Source organism: Kribbella sp. NPDC049227 (assembly GCF_043197265.1).
Lineage (GTDB): Bacteria > Actinomycetota > Actinomycetes > Propionibacteriales > Kribbellaceae > Kribbella.
On the sequence record NZ_JBICST010000009.1, the window covers coordinates 1 to 20,053 of the forward strand.

General features: G+C 67.5%; 21 protein-coding genes. 9 read left to right on the forward strand and 12 right to left on the reverse strand.

Going from position 1 to position 20,053, the window contains the following annotated elements; genetic code table 11:
- Positions 1-901 precede the first annotated feature (901 nt).
- Positions 902-1,885 carry an aldo/keto reductase gene (locus tag ACGFH6_RS36500; protein WP_393393609.1) on the reverse strand — a complete coding sequence of 328 codons (984 nt, stop codon included), beginning with the start codon at positions 1,883-1,885 and terminating at the stop codon, positions 902-904.
- A gap of 202 nt (positions 1,886-2,087) precedes the next feature.
- On the opposite strand from ACGFH6_RS36500, the gene ACGFH6_RS36505 reads away from it, so the two are divergent.
- Positions 2,088-3,062, forward strand: coding sequence for a PrsW family glutamic-type intramembrane protease (locus ACGFH6_RS36505; protein ID WP_393393612.1), 975 nt, complete (start codon positions 2,088-2,090; stop codon positions 3,060-3,062).
- A gap of 96 nt (positions 3,063-3,158) precedes the next feature.
- On the opposite strand, the gene ACGFH6_RS36510 is transcribed toward ACGFH6_RS36505, so the two are convergent.
- Together ACGFH6_RS36510 and ACGFH6_RS36515 are read right to left on the reverse strand one after the other, a co-directional pair.
- Positions 3,159-4,112: a cyclase family protein gene (locus ACGFH6_RS36510; RefSeq protein ID WP_393393615.1), complete on the reverse strand. Its 954-nt coding sequence runs from the start codon at positions 4,110-4,112 to the stop codon at positions 3,159-3,161.
- A gap of 95 nt (positions 4,113-4,207) precedes the next feature.
- Positions 4,208-5,458 (reverse strand): MFS transporter, encoded by a 1,251-nt coding sequence (locus ACGFH6_RS36515; RefSeq protein WP_393393618.1) that lies wholly within the window; start codon positions 5,456-5,458, stop codon positions 4,208-4,210.
- Between the two features lie 55 nt (positions 5,459-5,513).
- Here ACGFH6_RS36515 and ACGFH6_RS36520 point away from each other — a divergent pair, with 55 nt between their 5' ends.
- Entirely contained in the window at positions 5,514-6,473 is a 960-nt protein-coding gene (locus tag ACGFH6_RS36520; RefSeq protein WP_393393621.1) for a helix-turn-helix domain-containing protein, read from the forward strand.
- Between the two features lie 96 nt (positions 6,474-6,569).
- Positions 6,570-7,811, forward strand: a complete 1,242-nt coding sequence (gene fes / locus ACGFH6_RS36525; RefSeq protein WP_393393624.1) for an enterochelin esterase — start codon at positions 6,570-6,572, stop codon at positions 7,809-7,811.
- Here fes and ACGFH6_RS36530 read toward each other — a convergent pair.
- The 5 genes from ACGFH6_RS36530 to ACGFH6_RS36550 form a co-directional block, all read right to left on the reverse strand.
- Complete coding sequence (locus ACGFH6_RS36530; RefSeq protein WP_393393627.1) at positions 7,796-8,206, reverse strand: hypothetical protein; 411 nt, start codon at positions 8,204-8,206, stop codon at positions 7,796-7,798. The two genes, fes and ACGFH6_RS36530, sit on opposite strands and share 16 nt — an antisense overlap.
- A 13-nt stretch (positions 8,207-8,219) precedes the next feature.
- On the reverse strand, positions 8,220-8,906 hold the full coding sequence (locus tag ACGFH6_RS36535) for a hypothetical protein (RefSeq protein WP_393393629.1): 687 nt from the start codon (positions 8,904-8,906) through the stop codon (positions 8,220-8,222).
- Positions 8,903-11,212: a MinD/ParA family protein gene (locus tag ACGFH6_RS36540; protein ID WP_393393632.1), complete on the reverse strand. Its 2,310-nt coding sequence runs from the start codon at positions 11,210-11,212 to the stop codon at positions 8,903-8,905. Before ACGFH6_RS36540 ends, ACGFH6_RS36535 begins: the two co-directional genes overlap by 4 nt.
- 64 nt (positions 11,213-11,276) lie before the next feature.
- The gene (locus ACGFH6_RS36545) at positions 11,277-11,474 is read right to left on the reverse strand and encodes a hypothetical protein (RefSeq protein ID WP_360443025.1); all 198 of its coding nucleotides are present in this window, start codon (positions 11,472-11,474) and stop codon (positions 11,277-11,279) included.
- Positions 11,475-11,548: 74 nt separating this feature from the next.
- Positions 11,549-11,740 (reverse strand): hypothetical protein, encoded by a 192-nt coding sequence (locus ACGFH6_RS36550; RefSeq protein WP_131366020.1) that lies wholly within the window; start codon positions 11,738-11,740, stop codon positions 11,549-11,551.
- Between the two features lie 226 nt (positions 11,741-11,966).
- Here ACGFH6_RS36550 and ACGFH6_RS36555 point away from each other — a divergent pair, with 226 nt between their 5' ends.
- Both ACGFH6_RS36555 and ACGFH6_RS36560 read left to right on the forward strand, forming a co-directional pair.
- Entirely contained in the window at positions 11,967-12,194 is a 228-nt protein-coding gene (locus ACGFH6_RS36555) for a hypothetical protein (protein ID WP_393393637.1), read from the forward strand.
- A gap of 148 nt (positions 12,195-12,342) precedes the next feature.
- Positions 12,343-13,122, forward strand: a complete 780-nt coding sequence (locus tag ACGFH6_RS36560) for a BTAD domain-containing putative transcriptional regulator (protein ID WP_393393640.1) — start codon at positions 12,343-12,345, stop codon at positions 13,120-13,122.
- A 13-nt stretch (positions 13,123-13,135) separates the two neighbouring features.
- Here the strand turns inward: ACGFH6_RS36560 and ACGFH6_RS36565 are convergent, their stop codons facing one another.
- The gene (locus tag ACGFH6_RS36565) at positions 13,136-14,005 is read right to left on the reverse strand and encodes an LLM class flavin-dependent oxidoreductase (protein ID WP_393393642.1); all 870 of its coding nucleotides are present in this window, start codon (positions 14,003-14,005) and stop codon (positions 13,136-13,138) included.
- 311 nt (positions 14,006-14,316) lie between these two features.
- Here ACGFH6_RS36565 and ACGFH6_RS36570 point away from each other — a divergent pair, with 311 nt between their 5' ends.
- Together ACGFH6_RS36570 and ACGFH6_RS36575 are read left to right on the forward strand one after the other, a co-directional pair.
- Positions 14,317-15,579, forward strand: coding sequence for an alpha/beta fold hydrolase (locus ACGFH6_RS36570; protein WP_393393644.1), 1,263 nt, complete (start codon positions 14,317-14,319; stop codon positions 15,577-15,579).
- A 171-nt stretch (positions 15,580-15,750) separates the two neighbouring features.
- The gene (locus ACGFH6_RS36575; protein ID WP_393393647.1) at positions 15,751-16,374 is read left to right on the forward strand and encodes a hypothetical protein; all 624 of its coding nucleotides are present in this window, start codon (positions 15,751-15,753) and stop codon (positions 16,372-16,374) included.
- Between the two features lie 314 nt (positions 16,375-16,688).
- Here the strand turns inward: ACGFH6_RS36575 and ACGFH6_RS36580 are convergent, their stop codons facing one another.
- On the reverse strand, positions 16,689-17,258 hold the full coding sequence (locus ACGFH6_RS36580; protein ID WP_393393650.1) for a dihydrofolate reductase family protein: 570 nt from the start codon (positions 17,256-17,258) through the stop codon (positions 16,689-16,691).
- Positions 17,259-17,394: 136 nt separating this feature from the next.
- Here ACGFH6_RS36580 and ACGFH6_RS36585 point away from each other — a divergent pair, with 136 nt between their 5' ends.
- Positions 17,395-17,841 carry a hypothetical protein gene (locus ACGFH6_RS36585; protein ID WP_393393652.1) on the forward strand — a complete coding sequence of 149 codons (447 nt, stop codon included), beginning with the start codon at positions 17,395-17,397 and terminating at the stop codon, positions 17,839-17,841.
- A gap of 99 nt (positions 17,842-17,940) precedes the next feature.
- Positions 17,941-18,729, forward strand: coding sequence for a hypothetical protein (locus tag ACGFH6_RS36590; protein ID WP_393393655.1), 789 nt, complete (start codon positions 17,941-17,943; stop codon positions 18,727-18,729).
- Between the two features lie 22 nt (positions 18,730-18,751).
- Here the strand turns inward: ACGFH6_RS36590 and ACGFH6_RS36595 are convergent, their stop codons facing one another.
- The gene (locus ACGFH6_RS36595; RefSeq protein ID WP_393393657.1) at positions 18,752-19,213 is read right to left on the reverse strand and encodes a VOC family protein; all 462 of its coding nucleotides are present in this window, start codon (positions 19,211-19,213) and stop codon (positions 18,752-18,754) included.
- Positions 19,214-19,292: 79 nt separating this feature from the next.
- On the reverse strand, positions 19,293-20,030 hold the full coding sequence (locus ACGFH6_RS36600; protein ID WP_393393660.1) for a class I SAM-dependent methyltransferase: 738 nt from the start codon (positions 20,028-20,030) through the stop codon (positions 19,293-19,295).
- Between the last annotated feature and the right edge of the window lie 23 nt (positions 20,031-20,053).

Sequence of the window (20,053 nt, forward strand, 5' to 3'; positions counted from 1 at the left end):
TCCGTCCCCGGCGGCCAACGTCGCCATAAACTACAAACCTGAGTGTCAACGATCTACCGAAGCAGATCCGTCACCCATCAACCGAAGGTGCTCAGGCCTACCAATCCGGAATCGCCTCTAGCAAGTGATTCGGGTCTTCCTGAAGAACGGGTGTCGCCACCACATTCGGTGTAGTGGGAGCAAGCGTGGTGCGAGTCGCTGCGCTGACGGCCATGGCAGAGGCCGCGAAGGGGCGCCAGCGCGCCCGCGGCTCTGTGGAGGAGGTGCCCGGCGGCGGGCTCCGGGTTGTCGTCTACGCCGGCATCGATCCGGACACGAAACGCCGCCACTACCTCCGCGGGACATCTCGGGCAACACGCCGAATGCGGCAGAAGTTGCCGGGGGCGCCATTCGGCGACTGCGGAGCCAGGTCGACGAACGTCGGCAGCTCGGACCAGCTCGAGTCTGAGCCAGCTGATCGAGTGGCGCCTAGAGCTGGCCGAGCTGGAGGGGACCACACGGCGCACCTACCGCACGTACGTGCGGAACCACATTGCACCGCTGATCGGGCACGTTGAGGTCGGCGCAGTCGATGCCGATGCCCTCGGCTCGTACTACGCCGAGCTCCGTCGCTGCCGTCACCATTGCGATAGACGGTCGTTCACCGAACACCGCATGCCGAGCCATCGACAACAGCTCGGCGAGAGTGAACGGGTCTGGCGCTCGCCGTGGGCGGCCTACGAGGTGATCGCGACCAGACCAAGTGCTGCCATCGAGTCCGGGTTGCTGGCGGAAAGGGACGTCACTGTCGCCCATCAAGCAGCTCGCTCAGCAACAGGGAGTGGCCGGCGGAACCATCCGTGGCGCTCTCGGAGGCTCCTTCGGTAGGGCAGTCAGTTGGGCCTGCGACTTCTACAGGCAGTCAGCTTGGTCGGCTCAGTAGGGTTTCGATCTCGGTCATTTGGTCTGGGGTGAGCGGACCGTATGCCAGGGCGCCGGCGTTGTCTTCGACCTGTGCGATGGTCTTGAAGCCCGGAATCGGAATGGTGCAGTCGCTGCGTGCCCAGATCCAGGCGAGCGCTCCCTGCGCGAGTGACCGGCCGTCGCTGCGCAGGATCTCGCGGACGGCGTCGAGTTTGGCGAGTGAGTCGGGGTTCGGCTTGCCGTCGACGAAGTGCAGCATCCAGGGAAAGTTCCGTGAGCGCAGGTCGCCGTCGGGCAAGCGTGAGTCGGCCGTGTACTTCCCGGTGAGCAGACCGCGCGCCAGAGGGCCGCGGTTGATGCTAGCCAGGCCGTGCTTCTCGCAGCTGGCGATCATGTCGGGGGCATCCTGGAGCAGGTTCATGTCGTGCTGTACCGCGGTGCAATGGTCCCCGCCCGAGAAGAGCTCGGCCTGCGCGACGTCGTCCGTACTCCAGCCGTACGCCCGGATCTTGCCCGCCTCGACAAGCTCCTCGAGCACATCACGGATCGCCAGACTCTCCCCGTCGGAGTCGGTGCCGCAGTGCAGCTGGTAGAGGTCGATGTAGTCGGTGTCCAGCCGCTGCAGCGACGCCTCGCAGGCCCGGCGTATGTAATCGGGTGAGGTGTCGGTACCGGCGAGCGTGCGCCGGGATTCGTCGTAGAGGTGACCGAACTTCGTCGCGATGACCACCTGGTCCCGCCGGCCACCAAGAGCTCGTCCGAGGACACGCTCACTGTGCCCAGCGCCGTATGCATCGGCGGTGTCGAAGAACGTCACGCCCAGCTCGAGGGCGTGATGAATGGCGCGGACCGACTCGTCGTCGTCGACCTCGCCCCACGAGACCGGCTTTCCGTCCCTCGTGATCGGCCCAGCGATGGACCAAGCGCCCAAGCCGAGGGCGCTGATCTGAATTCCGGAGCGTCCAAGAGGTCGTGTCTTCATGCCGTCGAACGCTAGGACCTAGAGCGCACTCCAAGTCAAGTCCAGGACCTGGGCGGGTTCGGTGCGTCGCGTGGCCGGAGTCATCACCGCTCCTGCTCCGTGAGCGGCGGAAGGGGATCGCGGAGTCGGTTGCGGGGTGGTGCGGGAGGAATCACCCTCTTGGGAGGAGGCGGCTTGGGGGTTTGGCTGTCAGCGTTCTGCCGTGGCCGATCAATCGTTGAGGTTGCCGATCGCTCCTGGGAAGCGCGCGTGGGTCGCGGTGCTGGTGGCCGGCGCGCTGGTCTGGGTGCTGGCGGCCGGCGTGACGGCGCTCACCGGGGACGCGATCCTGATTCCGACCCTGTTCCTGATCGGCAGCTTTCTGGTGCCGGTCACGGTCGTGACCTTCGCGCTGGCTCGTCTGGACGACTGTCGCCTGACCACCAACGTGGTCCTCAAGGGGTTCCTCGCGGCCGGGACGATCGGGGTGGTCGTGTCCGCCGTGACGGAGATCTACCTGCTGCCGACCGGGGCCGGGCCGGTGGGGAACGCGCTCGGCTTCTTCGGCGTCGGCGCGATCGAGGAAATCTCGAAGGGTGCGGTGCTGGTGGCAGTCGCTTGGCGGGTCCCCCAACGGACAGTGCACGGTGGAATGGTCCTGGGGGCCACGGTCGGTGCCGGCTTCGCCGCCTTCGAGAGCACGGGGTACGCCTTCTGGGCATACATTCAGCACACCAATGACCATCCCGAGCTGAGCATTCTGCAAACCGAGGTGTCGCGAGCCATGCTCGCACCCTTCGGCCACCTGACCTGGACCGCGCTGCTCGGCGGTGCTCTCTTCGCCGCTGCCGCACCACCCAAGGGCGGGTTCCGCGTTACTCCGCGAGTGATCTGGACGTTCCTGGGCGTCTCGGCGCTCCATGGAGCGTGGGACGCGTCGTACGGCTGGGGAATCTGGATCACCCAGGGACTCACCGGCAACGGATGGATCGCCGATTGGCCGGACGGCACCTACTGGGAGAGTTCCCCGACCCAACGAGAGCAGTGGGTCTTCCAGGGGACGTACGACGGCGCCCTGGCCGTCATCGCCCTCCTGGGGGTGGTCTGGGTCATCCACAGCTGGCGCCACGCCAGACATGCCGCCGCCAGCGCACCCGCGGCGGGCCCGCCAATCAACGCACCAGACCGCCAACCGTGAACGCAGCCTGTCAGAGCACCCGAGTGTCCGGTGACGAGGACTGGCCGACTTGCCGACGGTGAAGCCGGCCGCCAGCGTTAGCCGGGAGGTCTGCGGTCAGAAGGCGGCGATGGGGTTGACGGGGCTGCCGGAGGTGGCGGCGAGGCGGATGGGGGCGAGTGCTAGTTGGAAGTCCCATTGGCCGAGCTCGGCGGCTGTTGTCGCGCACGCCTCCAGGTCGCAGTTGTCGAGCATCCACAGGCCCATCGCGACGAGGCTCACGGCGTGAACCGGCATCAGGACGTCGTCGTACCCCGACGGCTGAACGTCCTGGGGGGTGTCAGCGCCGATCAGCGCGACCTCCCGTTCATGCAGCCACGGCAGGCAGGACGCGTGCCAGCCGGCCTGCGTGAAACCGCCGGCCGCACCGGCCTCGTGTCGAGCGCGGCCATAGCCGGTCCGCAGGAGTACGGCGTCGCCGGATCGCACCTGCACACCCTGGCGACGCTCGGCCTCCTCGAGATCCTCGGGAAACACACCCTCACCCGGTTCCAGCCACGGCACATCGCGGACCGTCGCGATGTCCAGCAGGACACCCCGCGTGACGATCCCGTTCGCCGCCGCCGTGACCGCCGCCCACGCTGACCCCGTCTCGGCGTCGACCAGCGAATGCGACCGCCCGTTGTACATCGTGCCGTCCCAGAAGATGTGGCACGGCGAATCCAGGTGGGTGATCGTGTTGCCGTGGAAGAAGATGCCGAGCCGCTCGTTCGAGAAGCCCCAGCGCCGGTCGTTGCGGAAGTGCTCCGGCATGTGCTCGGCGCCCGGCATGTCGGCGGCGCACGGGCACGACGTCGTCGACCGCTCCATTTCTTCCGGTACGGCGACCTCCCATCCGCACGACACGCTCCTGCCGTGGCGCACGGCCCGTGCCGCCGCCAGCCGAACGTCGTCGGTGATGAGGTTCAGAGTGCCGAGCTCGTCGTCGTCGCCCCACCGTCCCCAGTTCGACAGCGAGTCGAAGTACCCGAATACGTCGTCCTGAGTGGGCATCGATCGCTCTGCCGTCATCCCAGCATCGACTCCTCCGGTCACGCGGTTCGAGGCACCAAGGCCTGCTGAACTGGCATGACACTACAACGTGGGGCCCGAGGAGTGGGCGATGGTCAACTGTGGCTTGCGCTGGGAGTAACGGCGGTCCTGGCTCTGCTCGCCGCGGCGCGGTTCGCGACGACCGCGATTGTGGTGCCGGTGGCCGCGAACAGCGCACCGAGCGCGATCCAGCCCGCTGTGCCGTGGTCGATAGCGGTTGTGGTGACGACTGCCGGGCTGAGCATCAGGGCGAGCGCGAGGCCGGTCTGGCTGAGCCCCTGGTAGGCGCCGGCGCGGGCAGGGTCGGCGAGCTCGAACGCCATCCCCCAGCTCCCGGCTTCGCCGCGCGTCTCGCCTGCGGAGGAGGCGAGCGCGCCGAGCACGAGGACGCCGGTCGCCGCAGCGGCGCCGAGGTGACCTGCGAGGGCGAAGAGCAGGCAGGCGAGGAGCAGGAGCAGGCCGGCTCGACGCGCCGATCGTCCGGCCGTGCGCAGGTCCTGGGTGCCGCGGGACGCGCGGACCTGGAAGAGCGCCACGTAGGCGGTGTTGACCACGAGGAGCGCCGACACCACGACGGTCGGAGCCTCGGTGTGATCCGCCACCCACAGCGGTATGCCGACCGACGTCAGCCCGAAGTGGATGGCGAGTACGGCGTTGAGAACGGTCGAGACGACGTACGTCCGATCTTTGAGAGGCGAAGGTCCGCGTGGCGCCTCGGCGCCCGCGGAGGCGTCCATTCGCTCGGCCAGCCCGGATACTCTCCGGCGCAGACCGGCCAGTGGGATCGTGCCGAGGATTGTGACGGCGCCGACCACGACCACAGTCAGGCGGTACGCCGTTGCCGTGTCGACGATCAGGGCCAGTCCGGCAAGCAGGGTGCCGATGCCGATACCGACGTTCATCACCACCCGCAGCCGAGCGCGGACAACAACCCGCTCCGGGCCGACGAACCATCGGGCGAGCAGCGTCATCTGGGCAGTGCTCTGCAGGCCGCGGGAGCCGGAGACGCAGGCCGCGACGAGCACAAAGGTGCCAAGGTCGCGGGCCAGGGCGTACCCCAGCAGCGCGAGGCCGTTCGCGGCGAGGGCCCACTGCTGCAGCCGATCGGCGCCACACCGGTCGCTCAGCCACCCACCGGCGTACGACGCCAGGACGCCGACTCCTCCGGCGACGGCCAGGCCGATCCCGACGGCAGCCGCAGACAGTCCCACCCCGCGGGTGAAGTACAGCGCGCTGACCGCGAAGAACATCCCCCGGGAGAGTGACAAGGCGGCCACGGCGGAGGCGAGCGCGCGTTCGACGGGATCGTGGAGGAGTGCGGGCACGCGTCAGTTGTCGCATCCGGTGCTCGGCGACACCATCGATGTAGCGTATTGCTTCATGATCGAGTACGAGCTCGTCGGCAACGACCTCGGCGAGGTGCGCTTCGCGATCTCGCCGCTGAACGAGCTGGTCCTGTCGCTGCGGACGCTGCGCGATCCGGGCCGGTTCCCGCTGCAGCTGCCCTGGCTGCGAGCCACCGAGGCGGCGCGCGCCAGGCTCGACCTGGAGCTGCTCCGCGCCCTGACGAACGAATCGCTGTGGACGCCGGACTTCCTCACCCCGCGGCCGTACACCCCGCTCGGCAGGATCGACGACGAGTTCGCGGCCCTGACCGGCACACCGGGCGGCGTCGTACGGGCGGATCTGGCAGAGGTCCACCCGGCCGCGCTGCCCGCGGTACTTCGAGGCCGGCCGGACAGGGTACTCAGCCGTGTCCTGGCGGCGCTCCGAGACTACTGGGAGGCATGTTTCGAGCCGCACTGGCAACGCATGCGGACCGTGCTCGAGGCCGACGTCGTCTACCGCGGCCGGGTCACAGCGCAATCCGGCCTCGCAGTGATGTTCGCCGACCTCGACCGGCATGTTCGCCTCGAGGGGACCGTTGTGTACGTGCTGCTGCGCAGCGACCTCTCGTACCGCACCTCCACCGCCGGCCGCGGCCTCACGCTCGCCCCCTCGCTGTTCAGCAGGCGGGCGACGGCGCCCATCTCCCCCGACGAGCCACCGCACATCATGTACCCGGCACGCGGCCTCGCAACGCTTTGGGAGACCGAGACGAACACGCCGGCCACTGCCCTGGTCGGCCTGATCGGCCGCGTCCGCGCTCGGCTGATGGCACTCCTCGAGACGCCGACGTCGTCGACCGAGCTCGCTGTGCGCCTGGACGTCACGCCGACCGCGGTCAACCAGCATCTGCGTGCACTGCGCGCAGCCGGTCTCCTCATCTCAGCACGGCACGGCCGCTCCGTCCTCTACCGCCGCTCAGACCTCGGCGACCGCCTGGTCCGCGGCGCATAACTCTCGATCTTCTGTTGTGAACTGAGGGCGACGCTCGGTCGAGGGGTCGGTGGGCCGGGATTGTCCTACGGTGGGACGACGCCGAAGGGATGATGCATGGCCGACGAGATCGACAGCCCACGTCTGCAGAAACTTGAGCCGGCCGGAACTGAGGAGTTCTGGGCCGAAGTCAGCGAGCAGGGTGCGCCTCTGGTGGAGCCTGTGCTGGATGACGAGCACGATGTCTGGCTGACTTTTCTCTACCGGTCGAGCGAACCTGTCGCCGGCGTCTCGGTGTTCGGCGGGCCGGCAGGATGGGATGCACCAGACAACCTGATGCACCACTTGGACGGCACCGACGTCTGGTATCTCACCTGCCGGGTCCGCGCCGATCTGCGCTGCACCTACCGTCTGGCCGTCGATGACGTGGACAGTGCGGCGTCCAAGGCGGAGGACTGGCAGGAACGTACGGCGCACTGGTTCACCGATCCACTCAACCCGGCGACGTTCGTCTATCCCGAGGACGAATTCCTTGGCTCTGACGAGACTGTGGTGTCGTTGATCGAGCTACCGGCTGCGCCAGCGCAGCCGTGGCTCGCTCCGAGGTCCGACGGCAACGCAGGCGAGCTCGTCCAGCAGCTGCACCGCAGCGAGATCCTCGGCAACGAGCGTCGCATCTGGATCTACACCCCGCCCGGTTATCGACCGGACGACGAACCGTATCCGCTGCTCGTGCTGTTCGACGGCGACGTCGTACGCGGCCCGATTCCCTTCCCCACGATCCTGGACAACCTCATCGACGACGGCCGCATCCCACCGATGGTGGCCGTCCTCGTCGACAGCCTGAGTCAGGAAGTCCGCAACCGCGAACTCCCCTGCGGCGGACCCTTCCTGGAGTACCTGTCCAACGAACTGCTGCCCTGGGTCCGTGAGCAGTACCGGATCACGACCGATCCCGCGCGGACGATCGTGGCGGGTCAGAGCCATGGCGGTCAGGCCGCCGCGTTCGCGGGGCTCAATCGCCCGGACATCTTCGGCAACGTGATCTCGCAGTCGGGATCGTTCTGGTGGAGCCCCGACGACGACCACGAACACGAGTGGCTCACCCGCCAGTACGCCGAGGCCGAACGACAGCCCGTGCGGTTCTATCTCGAGGTCGGCCTGCAAGAGCGCGGTTCGACCCCCGACGACGGCCCGTCCATGGTGGTCGCGAACCGCCACTTCCGAACCATCCTGCGCAGCAAGGGCTACGACCTGACGTACACGGAGTACAACGGCGGCCATGACTACGTCTGCTGGCGCGGCTCGCTCGCCGACGCACTCACCATTCTTTCGGCCACGCGTCAGTTGCCGGCGTAGCTGATCGCGACGACGGTCGAGCTGCTGCTGATCTTGCCGCTGTCGACCTTCTTGCCGTTGACCACCAGTACGACGCTGAGGCCGTCGGAGCCCTTCGTCTTGTGCAGGTTGACGGTGTAGGAGCCATTCGAAGCCTTGACCTGGAACGTGGCGGATCCACAGCCCTTCTTGCTCGTCGCGCCGATCCGCCCCGCCCAGCAGGTCTTCTTCGACGCCGTGATCCGGACGGTCGCACCCGACTGCGTGGTGGTTTTCCCCTTGCCCTTGGCGCTCCCGCTGCTGCTGCCGCCGGCGCCTGTGCCGGCGCCGGGCGTGGTCTTGATCGGTTCGCAGCCGGTCAGCACCAGCGGGACCACGAGTGCGACCGCGAGAGCGGTCCATCGGCGGGCAGACATCGGGGACCTCCGGTCATCCGGTCTTGACGCTCAGTTGTGGCTTCAGGCTGGTCGGCTTCAGCTCCTTGCGGACCAACGCTTCGATATCGGTCAGACCGCTGCTGTTCTTCGTCGCGGTCAGGCGCGCCGCCTTGCTGCCGGTCGAGAGCTGAGCCTCGAGTTCTCGCGCCATCGCTTCGAGCTGTTGCCGGCCGTGTCGCGAGAACGCGCGGTGCTTGCTCGTGACAACTACGATCTGCACCGCGACGGCCGAGGTCGTGCAGCCGGAACAGGCCGCGTTGACCGCGAAGGCACGGTTTCGAGCGGTGACCGACGTACCGGGCCGGACCACGACGATCTGCACGGACACGCTGGTCGCTCGGCAGTTGCTGCAACTCGACCAGGCGTTCGCGACGTTGTCCGCCGTACGCTTCTTCGCCTTGTTCACGTAGATGACCTGCACTGCCGAAGCGTTGGCGCTGCACGAGTCGCAGGTGGCCGATGCGGTGGCCACGGCATCGGCCTGGGCTCGCTTGCCCCGGGCACGTTCGAACATGGCGGTCCGGTCGGTGTCCGAGCTGCCTGGTGTCGCGGGGTTGGCGGACGCGACCAGGTCGAAGTCCTGGCCGCTCCGGAACGTGAGGAGGCTTGCGGTACCGGTCGCGCCCAGGACGAGGGACGCGATCATCGTGATGGTTTGGAGTCGCCGGCTGATGGTCATGAGGCTCCTTCGCCTGTCAGGGACGGGTCAACCACCGAGACGGGACTCCAGCGGTTCGTGGTGAATCCGCCGGCGACCAGTTCGGCCAGTTCCAGGTAGGCATCGCGGGTCGCGGAGCGCAAGTCGTCGAGGTCGACCGCTGCTCCGCTGTCGAGCGCCGGGTCCCACGGGATGCGGACGGTGCCGGCGCAGCGACTGTTGAAGTGGTTCTCGATCTCGTCGAGCTGGAGCCAGCGCGGCTTGCCTCTCGTCGTGTTGATCACGGCGACCGCGGACGACACCAGGTCGGCGTGCCCGTGCTGGTCCAGCCAGTCCAGCGTCCCGGCCGCGACCCGGGCACCGTCGAGTGCGGGTGGCATCACGACGACGATCTGGTCGGCCTCACGCAGGATGCCCTGAATGGCGCCGTCCAGGATGCCGGTGCCGGTATCGACGAGGATCAGGTTGTAGTGCTGGGTGAGCAGGTCGAGCACAGTGCGGTAGTCCCGGTCGCCGAGCGCCTGGCTGATGGTCGGGTCGTCGTCGGACGCGATCACCTCGAGCCGGCTCGGTGCCTGCGAGGTGTACTCGCGCAGATCGGCGTACTTCGTGATCAGATCGCGCTCGCCGAGGAGGTTGGTCACCGTGGCCGGGGACTCGCGGCGGACCCGATAGATGAGCGAGCCCGCGTCAGGGTTCGCGTCGAGCGCGACCACCCGGTCGCCGCGGTGCATCGCGAGCGTGTGACCCAGCATCAGAGTGGTCGTGGTCTTCCCGGCGCCGCCTTTACGGCTCAAGGTGACCACTCTGCGCGGTCCGCGCACGGCCGCACGGACTCGGTCGATCCGCTCCAGTTCGCGCTGTTCGGCGAGGCTGGGGCCGACGTTGATCCGGCCGCTCGAGACGAAGTACAGGCCGTGCCGCCATCCGTTCCGAGGCGGCGTCATCCGCCGGCGGAGCATCTTGTCCTCGGTGAACAGGGCAGCACCGCTCGCCCCGCTGATGTGGTCCATCGGTTCCTCCTCGGCCGGCGACGGCGGGGTCTGCCGGGTTCGAACCGCGCGTACGACGTGGAGCAGGGATCGGACGAGTACGACGCTCAGACCGACGATCGGGAGAGCGATCGCCAGCAGGGACAGCAGCGAGAGCGCCGCCGCGCCGATCTGGCCGGCCGCGGCGAGTGTTCGTACGCCGGCCCACAACTCACTCGCGCGATCCCAGAACCCGGCGAGGTAGCCAGGGGCGTTCCAGGTCATGAGTCCCAGACCGATGAGCAGGACCGGGACGGTGACCAGCACCCAGGTCGTGACCACGATCCGGGTCCGGAACCGCAGCGTCGCCACACCGGAATCGTTCCGGCGGCCAGGCAGAAGGCTCCGCAGAATGGGCCGGACGTGCCCGAAGAGATTCGGTACGCCGGCCAGGTCGCCCAGAATGTAGTAGCCGTCGAACCGAACCACCGGCAGCAGTTGCTGGATGATCTCCAGGTGGGACAGCGCGATCACCGCGAGCAGTGGGGCCCAACCGGTCCACAGGTACATCCCGGCCGCGACCACGATGTAGACCGCGTTGAAGTAGACGCCACCCAGATCGGTCCGCAGCCGGCCGGCCCGGTTGAGCCGGTAGGCGCTGGTCACGTTCGTGTAGAAGGCAGGGATCCAGAGATAGAGCCCGACGCCGATCTGTCCGGGCTTGGCGCCGCCGTACCGGCAGCCGGCCGCGTGACCGAACTCGTGGAAGAGCGTTGCCAGTAGCAACAAAATCAGGACGGCCAGCACCCCGGCCGGATCGACGAGGGACGAGAAGACGTCCGAGGCCGACAGGGTGGTGAGCACCCAGATGTCGAAGGCGATCACGGCCGCCAGGACCGCGAAGATCACGGGCCGGTGGAACAGCGGCGCGAAGATCCGTGCGATCGTCCGGACCGCACCGGCCGGCAGCAGCACGCCGCGTAGGCTCAACGCGAGCAGGGGATCCGCCTTCTCCTGTCCCACCGGCGCGCCGTTCCAGAGCGCGACCAGGCCGGAGGGACCGAGCTTGTCGTTGATCAGGCGGACCAGGTCGTCGGGATCGAGACGGTGACCGTACGCGCGGCTCACCCGGTCGGCCAGCAGATCGGTCGACGAGTGCCCGTCGGCGTTCTCCACGATCAGGTACAGCAGCTTGGTCAGCAGGACCATCTGCCGGTCGGACCGTTCGACCAGATAGCGCTCTTCCCGGAACCCGGACCCCTCGTACCGCCCGAGCAGGCGTACGCCGCCCACCCGGCTCGGTCTGGGTCCGCCGCGCACCGGGACCGCGCGGAGGTGGTCTTCTGTCGTTGTCACGATGCGGTTTGTCCCCCCAGTGCGGGGGGCGCGGGCCCCCCGCCAGTTCCGTGCGCCGATGGAGCTAACGCTGGAACGCAGCCAGGTGCTGCAGTGCGGCGGCCGTGGCGGTCGAGCCGATCGTCCCCGCATTCACCGCGATCGCCAGATTGACGGCCGTGATGTTGGTGATGTTGATCAGTGCCAGTGCCTCGCGCGTGGGCAGCAGCTCGGCCGACTGGCCGGCGACGTCCGTACCCGAGATCCTGCCGAGATCCGTCATCGAAACCCCCTCGTTCCTGCGGCGTGCGAGCGGCGCACTCGGTCATCGCCGCCCGCACACCCGATTCGGCCGGCCTAGTGCTGCTTGACCACAATCGTCTGAATGGCCGCGGCCTTCGCCACCGACCAGTACGACGCCGCGTTCAGCGCGACCGCCGTGTTGGACGCGTAGATGTTGGCGTAGTTGAAACCACCCAACGCCTCCCGCTCCGGCAGTACCTGGATCTCCTCCAGGTCGAGTTCGACCGCCGTCAGTTTCTCGTTCATGAGTCACCCCCTCCGCCGTGTTCGGTGCTCACAGCCAGTGGATGCCTGGCAGCATGCTCAGGGTGTTGTCACAGCGTTGTCCCGGCGTTGTCACAGCGTTGTCAGGAAGACAGTGGTCGACGTAACGGCCTACTTCGGGGATCGTTGGGCTCATCGTGAGTCTCCCGGTGGTCCGAGCCCGCACGACACCAGGCAGCCGGTCGGATGACTCCCGGGGGAGTGGATCATGACCGATCACGCGCAGTCCGAGCCCGTGCCCGACGCGGCGGCACTGGTGATCCGGGTCTGGCGGGAGCCGACCGACGAGGCCGGGATCAAGGCGCGCATCACCCAGCGGCCCGATCTGGGCGCCGACGCCGAGACGACCTCGGTGGTGACCTCGCCGGAGGCTGTCTACCGCGAGGTCCGCGCCTGGCTCGAAGAGTTCGTCGGCCGAACGGGCGGTCAGTCTTGACATCCGGCCATTCCTGTCCCATGTTTCAGAGAGTGCGTTGCGGTTGGTGGTTCAGCCGTCACCCACAGCGGGGACATCTTCGAGCAACACAGCCGGGGGGCAGGCTCGACTGACGCGCGCCGTCGCACCCCGAGGGGGAGGCCGTGCGGTGCGGACGTTGTTAGAGAGCGATCTTCGACTTCAGTTGCTCGGCGACTGGCTCCTGACCGTTGGCGACCAGCCGGCCGAGAAGGTGGGACCGATCGATCTGCCGGCGGGTCCGCAGCACCTCATCGCGCTCCTCGCCCTCAACGGCCGCTGCGCACGGACCCAGACGGCCGCGACGCTGTGGCCGGACTGCACCGACATGGTCGCGGCCGCCCGTCTTCGCGCGGTCCTGTGGCGGCTGCGGCACCGGCATGCCGGCATACCGCCGGTGCTCGAGATCGGCGACTCGTCCCTGTCTCTGGCGGTCGACGTCGTCGTGGACGTCGACCGTTTCCTCGACGGCGCCGAGTTGCTGATCCGCGACGACCCCGACCGGGCCACCGACGAGGCCGAGGACGCCGCTCTCGTCGTACTGCACTCCTCGGAACTACTTCCTGGGTGGTACGACGACTGGGTGCTGGCCGCCCGCGAACGACTGCAGTACCTGCGGCTGGGCGCGCTCGACGCCCTCGCGAACCGGCGCCGACGGCAACGACGTACCCATGAGGCCCTCCAGGCCGCGCGGGCCGCGATCAGCATCGAGCCGCTGCACGAGAGCGCGCACCGCACGATCGTCGAGATCCACCTGGACAACGGCGACCTCGTTGAGGCCATCAACCATTACCAGCGATTCCGGGACATGCTCGACCGCGAACTGGGCCTCCCACCGAGCGACCTGTTCCGCGAGGTCGTGAGCCCCTACCTGGCCGTTGCCTCCCGCAAGGTAGCCCGAACCCGCTGAACCCGGTCGGTCTTCAGATCAGGCCGGTCGCGGCGGCGATCAGGTCGATCTGGTGGAGGTCGGGGTTGGCGGGGAACAGGATCAGCTCTTCGCAGCCTGCGGCGGCGAAGCCGGTGACGGCGTCCGCGACTGCTTGCCGGGTGGTGAGGGCGTTGGCGATGATCCGCTCGGCGTACGGACCGGCGAAGCTGTAGTAGTCGCCGAGGTAGCGCCGTGCGTGCTCCTCGGCGTCGTCGCCGAGGCTCACGTAGCCGATGGCGGCCAGCCGCGGCTCGCCTTCACGTCCCGCCTCGCGCCAGGCACCCCTGGCCGTGTCAGCTGCCGCCGCGAAGGCGTCCGGACCGCCCGCGCCGAGGATCCAGCCGGCGCCGTACTGCGTCATCCGGCGGAAGGCGGCGGGAGAGCCACCACCGATGAGCAGCGGCGGACCGCCTGGTTGTACCGGGGCCGGCCCGATCGCACCGGCGTACCCCCGCGACTCACCGGCCCACACCGCCCGCATCTCCGCGAGTTCCGCGTCGAACGCCTTTCCACGCTTCTCGTACGGCGTTGCCGTCGCCTCGAAGTCGTCCGGCCGTCCTCCGACCGCGATGCCAACCGTCAACCGGCCGTCGGAGAGGCGATCCACGGTGGCCAGTTGCTTGGCCAGCAAGGCGCCGTTGCCCCGGAACGGGCCGATCATGATGGCTGTCGTCAGACCGATCCGGCTGGTCACCGCCGCCGCGGCGGCCAGCGCGGGTATTGCGTCCAGATTCCCGTACACCAGCCGGTCGAGCGTCCCCAGGGTGGAAAACCCGGCCTGCTCGGCAGCCTGCGCCCAATCCAGGATCAGCCGGGCGCGAATACCCGGAATCGTGGACGGCAGACCGATACCAACATCCATGAGAGCTCCCTGGTTCAGATGTTCGGGGCCTTAACCAGACTGCACCTTTGTATTGACTCTGTCGTGGGTGGCGAGGAGGGTCGAACGCGGGGGTGGGGATTCCGATGAACATCCGACGAATTCGCAAAGTGCTAGCTGTCCTGAGTTCAGGGCTACTTCTTTCGACGACGTTCTTGTCGGCGGCACAGTCCGATACCGCAACATCGCCGTACCGCATCGACTTCAAGCCTTGTCCCGGATCGGCTGTGGTCCGGTGCGGCACGCTGCAGGTACCTGCGGACTGGTCGGCTCCGAAGGGTGCGAAGATCACTGTGGCGGTGGCACGCCGCCCCGCGGATGATCCTGCACACCGGATCGGCACGCTGTTCTTCAACCCCGGTGGCCCGGGAGACGGTGCCGTCAAGTACGTCATTGAAGCCGATACCTTCTTCTCCGCCACGCTCCGAGCTCGCTTCGACATCGTCGGCCTCGATCCGAGAGGCGTCGGCGCAAGCACCCCGATCAGGTGTGGCGTGCCGGCACTGACGCCCGACTACACGTTCTTCCCGCGAACGCAGCGGGAGTTCGACGCGACGGTCGCGCACAATCGCGCGCTCGCGAAGAGCTGCCTGCGGCAGACCGGACCACTGTTCCTGCACGCAGACACCGTCAGCGTCGCCCGCGACCACGAGGCGGTCCGCATCGCCCTCGGCGTCTCGAAGGTGAACTGGTTGGGCCTGTCCTACGGCACGCAGGTCGGCGCGCAGTACGCCCAGCTGTACCCGAAGCGCACGCGAGCCATGGTCCTGGACGCGGCCCTGGACCACAGCAGCCCGGAAACGCAGCTGACCGCCGATGCGACCAAGACCGTCGAGGAGGCGTTCGACCGGTTCGTCGAATGGTGTGACACCGCTGCCGACTGCGTACTGCGTGGGCAGGATGTCGCTGCCCTCTACGACCAACTCGTCAAGAGCGCCGACCAGAATCCGATCCCGGTCGAGGGAGCCCTGCGCCCGGTGACCGGCGACGACATCCGGATGAACACTCCGACCTGGCTCCTCGCGAAGACGCCCAACGTGATCGTGGGCGAGCTGTCCTGGCCCGTGTTCTCCGAGGTGCTCCGTCGAGCCATAGCCGGGCAGGCCGAGTTCTTCGCTTTCCCACCGCCTCAGGGTCCCACCGACAACCTCTTCGCCCAGATAGCGAATCACTGCGGTGACTACGTGGCCGACATCCACACCTTCGCCCAGATGCAGCAGCGGATCGAGATGGCCCGGCAGTTGGCGCCTCACCTGCAGGGTGGGTCGGAGTTCTGGCTGGGCGGCTTGTGCATCGGCTATCCCTTCAAGGTCGCCAATCCGCAGCGCAGCCTCGATGTGAAGGGCGTGCCCACACTGATCGTTCACTCGACGCACGACCCGTCCGTCTCCTACCAGTGGGCCTTCGGTCTGGCCGACCAGATCCGTGGCAGCAGCGTGCTGTCGCGAATCGGTGACGGCCACACCTCCTACTACACCTCCGACTGCGCCCGCGATGCGACGGACCAGTTCCTCCTCACCAAACAGTCCACACCAGCCCCCGTCTGCGCCACCTAGGCCGCACCGACGGTTGAGCCGGAGAGAGCCTGAGGGTGACGACTCCGGTGCGGTCGGTGCGGTCGCGGCCGGTGTGTTGGGAGCAGTGGCGAGGCCGCTCATCCGTCCTGGATGACGCGCAAACCTGACGCGCGCACCAGTGTGGGTGGAGCCAATTGATTCCTCCTGACAGTGCTCACGGACCGCGACCCGAGCCGGTTTTGCGGCTGTGAGCGGGTGCTCAGGCGAGGAGAGGGAGAGTGGAACATGGCAATCGGGCCAGTACAGCTCATCGTGCTGGGGTTCAGGCACCCTGAGTTCCACGGTGAGATCATCGCCGAGCTCGAACGGCTCCGGGCGAGCGACACCGTCCGTGTGATCGACTCGTTGGCGGTCTACAAGACCGCGGACGGCGACCTGGAGGCCGAGCATCTCAGCAACCTGTCCGAGCAGGAAGCAATTGAGCTGGGCAGCAAGATCGGGGCGCTGGTCGGTCTGGGCTTCGAGGGCGAGGAAGGCATGGAAGCCGGCGCCGAAGCCGGCGCCGAAGCGGCTGCCGAGCAGGGCGGTGTAGGCGTGTTCACCGGCGAGGACGCCTGGGATGTGCTCGAGGAGATCCCGAACGACTCCGCCGCGGCGCTCATCCTGCTGGAGCACCACTGGGCCGTGCCGCTCCGGGATGCCATTGCCCGGGCCGGGGGGTTCCGCATCAGCGACGGCTTCATCAGCCCACTGGACCTCATCGAGATCGGGCTGGTATCGGCTGAGGAAGCCAAGGAACTGCACGAGATGGAAACTGCGGGCGCCGTCAGCTGACCGCGCGGCCGTCGTTCGCCATCGCACAGGGAGGAGGAGAACCCGATGCTTGGATCACGCAGGGTCGCGCGCCGGACCGGGCGCCGCACAGCGCGGCGTGTGTCCCGCCGCAGGTAACGGCTCACAGCGAACAAGCGGGGACCGCTGGCCTACGCGCGCCCGGGCGAATGACCCGGGCTGCGCCGGCCTGCCACGGTTCGTGCCATGAAAGTCTGACGGCGTGGGGCATTCAGTCGCTGAAGAGCGGACGCCGGCCGATGCCCGAACGAGCAGCATCGCCGGCGTCCGGCTCTTCGACAGTGCGGACTTTCCGCCTATTTCTTGATCTCGTAGCGCAGAAGTGCCACGCCGTTGTCGAACGAGGTGGCCTCGGCCAACGTCAGGTCCCGACGATCCTCGAAAACGCGCGTTCCCTTGCCGCGTGACGCCGGGCAGACCAGCATCCGGATCTCGTCGACGACGCCGGTCTCCAGCAGTGAGTGCATGAGCCTCAAACTCCCCCACAGCCAGATGTCCTTGCCGCTCTGCTCCTTGAGCTCTCGGATGGTGGCGACCGGGTCGCACGTCACGGTCGCGGCGGGAAAGTCGCCCCAGGGAGCGTCGTCCAGCGTCGACGACGCGACGAACTTGGTGAGGTTGTTGAGCTTCTCGCCGTACTTGCCCTGATCCTCGGCGTACGGCCAGTAGTCCTTGGACTGGGCGTAGGTGTTCGCGCCGAGAATCATCGTGTCGACCGAGTCGATGAACCCCATCAGGTTGTTCTTGAAGGGGTCGTCGGTGACTTCGTCATCGAACGGTTCTCCCGACACGAAGCTGAGGCCACCGTCCTCCTCGGCCGCGATGTTGTCGACAGTGACCCACTGCTGGACTATGAGCTTTCGCATGACTGTCCTTCCGATCCGTACGATGGTGCGGTCACGCTGACCGCATTTACCACTGAGACGGAGCCGCCCCGCCGGTCTCGACATCCCGGCCACATCAAGTTGCATCCGTCCCAGTGAGCGCGATCAGAGGACCCGTATGACCAGCCCGCCCGAGTCGACCGCGTACGCGACCATTCGCGAGGGGATTGCCCTGCGCGAACAAGGCCGCTCACTTGAGGCGAAGGCGCTCATGGAGTCGCTGGTCGCTGGTGTTGAGAGTGGAGACGATGCGTTCGCCAAGGTCTTCCTTGCTCATTCGCTGGCGGATGTGCAGGAGAGCCCCGAAGACGAGCTTGCATGGGACCTCCGAGCGCTCGCGTTCATGGATGAACTGACCGACGAACGAGCCATCGAGAGAGGCAATCCTGGCGGCAAGAGTGCCCTCCTGCCGTCCCTCCATCTGAACCTGGCCGTGGACTACCGACGCCTCGGCGATGACACCAACGCTCGTCGGCACTTCGAACTGGGGCAGGCGCACCTGGACGCGCTTGCGGACGATGCGTACGGGGACAGCATTCGGAGCGCGTTCGTTCAGGGCATCTGAAGCTGTTCTCGGTCCATCCGGCCTGGAGGATGTCGCGGCGTATTCGCCGGGACCACACTCGAGGCGTGTCCAGCGAGACCGCCTTGTTTGGGGGTACGGATGTTCTTCGCCCTGCCCAGCCTGCTACTCGCCGTCACCCTGCTCGTCATCGTGCTCGGATCCTGCACCCTCGGCGTACTCATCGGCCGCCGGCTCCGCGGCCACCACGAACCCTGGCGCGAACCCATCGGAGTCATCCAAGCCGCCCTCCTCGGATTCGTCGCCCTCATCCTCGCCTTCGGACTCACCATGGCCGTCGGCCGCTACGAAACCCGACGCGTCGAACTCGTCACCGAAACCAACGCCATCGGCACCACCTACCTCCGCGCACAAACCCTGCCAGAACCCGTCCGCAGCCAATCACTGGAACTCCTCAAGCGCTACACCGACCTCGAGATCCGCCTGTCGACCACCCGCCCCGGCTCCCCCCAAGCCCGACGCGTCATCGCCGACGGCCAGACCATCCAACGCCAACTCTGGGCACTGGCCGACGACTCACTCCAACACGCCCCCACCGCCACCGCCCCACGCCTGTACGTCGACAGCCTCAACACCATGATCGACAGCCAAACCTCCCGCGTCGCCGCCCTCGGCAACCGCGTCCCCACCTCCGTCCTCATCCTCGAAGTCGTCGGCGCATCCGTAGCACTCGCACTACTCGGCCGCTACCTCACCGTCCTCGGCCGCGGCCTCCTCCCCGTCACACTCGCCGCCGTCTTCGTAACCCTCCTCCTACTAGTCACCTTCGACCTCGACCGACCCACCCGCGGCATCATCACCGTCCCCTACACACCGTTGACGGAGCTACGGGCGTCGATGGACCTACCACCCGCGGCCGGCGGCGGCTAGGAGCGTGTCGCCGTTGGCTGGATCAGTCCAGGCAGAATTCGTTGCCTTCGGGGTCGGTCATCGTGATGGTGCCGAGGGCCAGTGGTGGCTCGGGGTCGAAGCGGCGTACTCGGTGGGCTCCCAGAGCGACCAGGCGGGCGCATTCCGACTCCAGGGCTGCCATCCGTTCGTCGCCCTCAAGACCGGGGGCCGCGCGGACGTCGAGGTGGACGCGATTCTTGGCGACCTTGCCCTCGGGCACTTGCTGGAAGAACAGCCGTGGACCGTCACCATCCGGGTCTTCGAGGGCCGAGCGCGTGTTGCGCTGATCGACCGGTACGCCGACGCGCTCGAGGAACTCGTCCCACGCCGCCAGCGGGTCGGCGCCCTCGGGCAGTTCGACACCGGGCGGGCCGGGGTGAACGTAACCCAGCACGTCGCGCCAGAAGAACGACAGCGCCCGCGGATCGTGGGCGTCGAAGGTGACCTGGAATTCGCGGCTCATCGGCCTGCTCCCTTCACAGCGGTTCTCATCCGCCCACTCTGGCGCAACCAACGGACAGTTCCTGTCCGCTCCTGGAGTACTACGGCTCGGAGTGGCGGCGGGCGAGGTGGACGGTGAGGTCGGCGGCGATCTCGACCGTGTCCGGGAGGACCTGCAGGATGTGGTGAAAGGCTTGTTCCTGGACTGCGGCCGGCAATTCGAGGTACGCCGAGATCGTCGACAACAGGCCGACGTAGTCACTCGCACTCATCGTCCAGCGCCGCTCGATCACCTGTTGCTGAACGTCGCTGAACCACTCAGACTGTTGGAGCTCCGTACCCGGCCACTGCATGGCCTGCTCCGGCGGCGTTCCATCGGGAGACGGAATGTCGTCGCTCTCCAAGAACGGCGCCCGGGCCGCGCGAACCGCCTCCTCCACCGCCGGATCAGCAAGCCCAACCGGTCCACCGAACGACGCGAAGACCCCACCCGGCTCCAGCAGCCCGGCGATGCGCGACCACCGGCCCTCTGGGTTCGTCCAGTGCAGCGCCGCGGCCGCATAGACAAGCCCGTAGCGCTCCCCTGATCTCAGATCCTCGAAGGCTGCTCGCACCGGCGTGACGTTCGCCGGCACATGCTTGCGCAACTCGGTGAGCATGGCGTTGTCGGGCTCGGTCGCGGTGACCGCGACCCCTTGTTCAGCAAAGAGGCGGGTTGCTTTGCCGGTACCAGCACCAATCTCGAGCGCAGTCCGGACCGGCTGACCGGCGTACGTCGTCACCAGGTCGAAAAGCTCGACGGGATATCCCGGCCGGAACCGTTCGTACGCTTCTGCCATTGCTCCGAAGCTCAACGCGCGAC

Coding starts and splice junctions, on each gene's coding strand:
- ACGFH6_RS36500 (WP_393393609.1), bottom strand. CDS start 1,885: ATGAAGACACGACCTCTTGGACGCTCCGGAATTCAGATCAGCGCCCTC.
- ACGFH6_RS36510 (WP_393393615.1), bottom strand. CDS start 4,112: ATGACGGCAGAGCGATCGATGCCCACTCAGGACGACGTATTCGGGTAC.
- ACGFH6_RS36520 (WP_393393621.1), top strand. CDS start 5,514: ATGATCGAGTACGAGCTCGTCGGCAACGACCTCGGCGAGGTGCGCTTC.
- fes (WP_393393624.1), top strand. CDS start 6,570: ATGGCCGACGAGATCGACAGCCCACGTCTGCAGAAACTTGAGCCGGCC.
- ACGFH6_RS36530 (WP_393393627.1), bottom strand. CDS start 8,206: ATGTCTGCCCGCCGATGGACCGCTCTCGCGGTCGCACTCGTGGTCCCG.
- ACGFH6_RS36535 (WP_393393629.1), bottom strand. CDS start 8,906: ATGACCATCAGCCGGCGACTCCAAACCATCACGATGATCGCGTCCCTC.
- ACGFH6_RS36545 (WP_360443025.1), bottom strand. CDS start 11,474: ATGACGGATCTCGGCAGGATCTCGGGTACGGACGTCGCCGGCCAGTCG.
- ACGFH6_RS36550 (WP_131366020.1), bottom strand. CDS start 11,740: ATGAACGAGAAACTGACGGCGGTCGAACTCGACCTGGAGGAGATCCAG.
- ACGFH6_RS36555 (WP_393393637.1), top strand. CDS start 11,967: ATGACCGATCACGCGCAGTCCGAGCCCGTGCCCGACGCGGCGGCACTG.
- ACGFH6_RS36565 (WP_393393642.1), bottom strand. CDS start 14,005: ATGGATGTTGGTATCGGTCTGCCGTCCACGATTCCGGGTATTCGCGCC.
- ACGFH6_RS36580 (WP_393393650.1), bottom strand. CDS start 17,258: ATGCGAAAGCTCATAGTCCAGCAGTGGGTCACTGTCGACAACATCGCG.
- ACGFH6_RS36585 (WP_393393652.1), top strand. CDS start 17,395: ATGACCAGCCCGCCCGAGTCGACCGCGTACGCGACCATTCGCGAGGGG.
- ACGFH6_RS36590 (WP_393393655.1), top strand. CDS start 17,941: ATGTTCTTCGCCCTGCCCAGCCTGCTACTCGCCGTCACCCTGCTCGTC.
- ACGFH6_RS36595 (WP_393393657.1), bottom strand. CDS start 19,213: ATGAGCCGCGAATTCCAGGTCACCTTCGACGCCCACGATCCGCGGGCG.
- ACGFH6_RS36600 (WP_393393660.1), bottom strand. CDS start 20,030: ATGGCAGAAGCGTACGAACGGTTCCGGCCGGGATATCCCGTCGAGCTT.